We start from the raw sequence: 2,024 nt of genomic DNA, 5'->3' as shown, positions 1-2,024 counted from the left end.
AAATCATTAAAAAATCCATCTGTATCACCTCCATTAGCAACATCATCACAAACGATATAATCGGAAGGTTGACTTGGTGATGGTAAGGTAGTAATAGATAATGCAAATTGCGTTATCGCGTAACAGGCTTCTGGAGCATCTCTGTTATGAACTCTTACAAATATATCTTGATTATTTGGGAAAGGAGTTGCATTTGTGTAAGGGGTGCTCAGTGCATTTGGAATACTGTTGTTTTCAGCATCTGTCTGATTTAAAAAGTAATATACTTCAAATTGATTCGGATCTAAACTACCAAGTACAACGGGGTTAATATCGTTTTCAAAGTCAAACGTATGAAATCCATCTCCATCAGTATCACAAAAATTAATATCATTAACTGGAGAGGCGCTAGCGGGTTCAAAAACTCCAATAGTAAAAGACCCTTCTAGATTTGTAGCATTATTACAATCATCAATTAAAGTTATAACTAACGAATAAGTACCATTATTATTGGTGTTTAAATTATTTAAAGTAAGTGTTGGTTGTGTAGATACTACAGAACTTGTAGTTCCGTCGTTAAAAGTCCATTCGTATGAAATATTTGTACCTGTAATAGCTTCTGATGATATTTCAATAGATTCTCCTATACAATATTGAATGTTTTGATTATTTAAAATTTCATTTGTTGCAACGTCTCTAATTTCAACAGGAAGAAGTAATGAAGAAATAAAAGGTGGTAATCCTTGAGCAGTTTGTCTACCGTTTAAGAAGATAGCATCATTAATGTAATTTACGTTGTTTGCATCGTCATTTGGATTATCAATTACATCTAAAAAATTACTGTTAGGTACAGATGCGTAAATTTTACCATCCGGACCCAATTGTAATCCTCCTCTGAATCCTTGTTTTGAGTTTATTAAACTTCTAGTGGAAGGAATATTTGAGTTTGTTAAATCGAACTGATAAACAGAGTTTGTTCCATTAAAAGTTGATACATATAGTTTATTGGATTGTTGAGAGAAAGCAACACCATATGGAGCTTCATTTTGGTTCTCACCAATTAGGGTAATAGGGTTTGGAGAAACAATACCTGTCTGGTTATCAAAATTAAATAATTGAGCACTTCCGTTAATGTTTTGTTGACCAGCTCTATAATCGGCAAAAGCAATATACTGACCATTTGGAGAAACTTGTAAATACCCTCTTTTATCGGAAGTAACAAAGTTAACAGAGCTTACTACAACACCAGAAACGTCAACACCAGAAGCGTCTACTTTAAAAGAATAAAAATCACCTTGGGCAAAAGATATAACCCAAAAAGTATCACACTCATTACCTTTAACGGCGGTTACTTTTTCTGACCACACGGTACTTATATCGAGCGAGCTAATAGGATCGATAGCTAAATTCACTGGTCCATCAACAATTTCACCAAGACCACCGTTTCTTGACATATCAATTGTGTAGAAATTGAATCCAGGATTACTAGGTATTCCATTAGGAACGAAATTTGTACCAACAGTAAATAAATAATAAATAGTATCAGAACCAGGTCGCGGAATAATCATTCCCGATTGAGTACTTGAAGGATTTCCACCTAAATTGTCAGCAGGCGAACCATCCGTAAAAGTCATTAAAACATGATTCCTATTAAAAATGCGAATTCCGTCTGAATAGAATAATAGATTTCCATCTTTGTCAGAAAACGAAGAACAACCCTCGTCTGTATTAAGTTGTCCATTTGTTAATGGAGTAGGCGGAGTTGTAGAGAAATCAATTCCAGCATTTTGTCCAAAGTACCAAATATTTGCTTGTTTTTGCGCAAAAGTTATGGTGGAAAAAAAATAAACTGCTATTAGAATTAGTTTCTTCATTTTAATAAAAATTAAAATGCTAAATTAACTATTCTATTTGGAAATGAATATATTACTTTCTAAGTAGTGAGAAATGTCCTTTTCTGCTGATTTTATTTCCGTTTCTATCGGTTAATTCAATGTTGAACCAGTAGTCGTTTGAAGGCAATACTTTTCCGTTGTATAATCCAT

The 2,024-nt window shown here is 33.4% G+C and carries 1 protein-coding gene and 1 pseudogene; both read right to left on the bottom strand.

What is annotated here, in order from left to right:
* Positions 1–1,853 (bottom strand): annotated as a pseudogene (locus ACOSP6_RS00060) (hypothetical protein); the annotation flags it as partial.
* A gap of 52 nt (positions 1,854–1,905) precedes the next feature.
* Positions 1,906–2,024, bottom strand: a 119-nt coding sequence (locus ACOSP6_RS00055; protein ID WP_422095660.1) for a T9SS type B sorting domain-containing protein, incomplete at its 5' end; no start/stop codon positions are given.

It is taken from the genome of Tenacibaculum sp. MEBiC06402 (genome assembly GCF_049239625.1).
Taxonomy (GTDB): domain Bacteria; phylum Bacteroidota; class Bacteroidia; order Flavobacteriales; family Flavobacteriaceae; genus Polaribacter.
The sequence above is the reverse complement of the archived record's forward strand: the minus strand, read 5'-3'. Positions and strand labels throughout refer to the sequence as shown.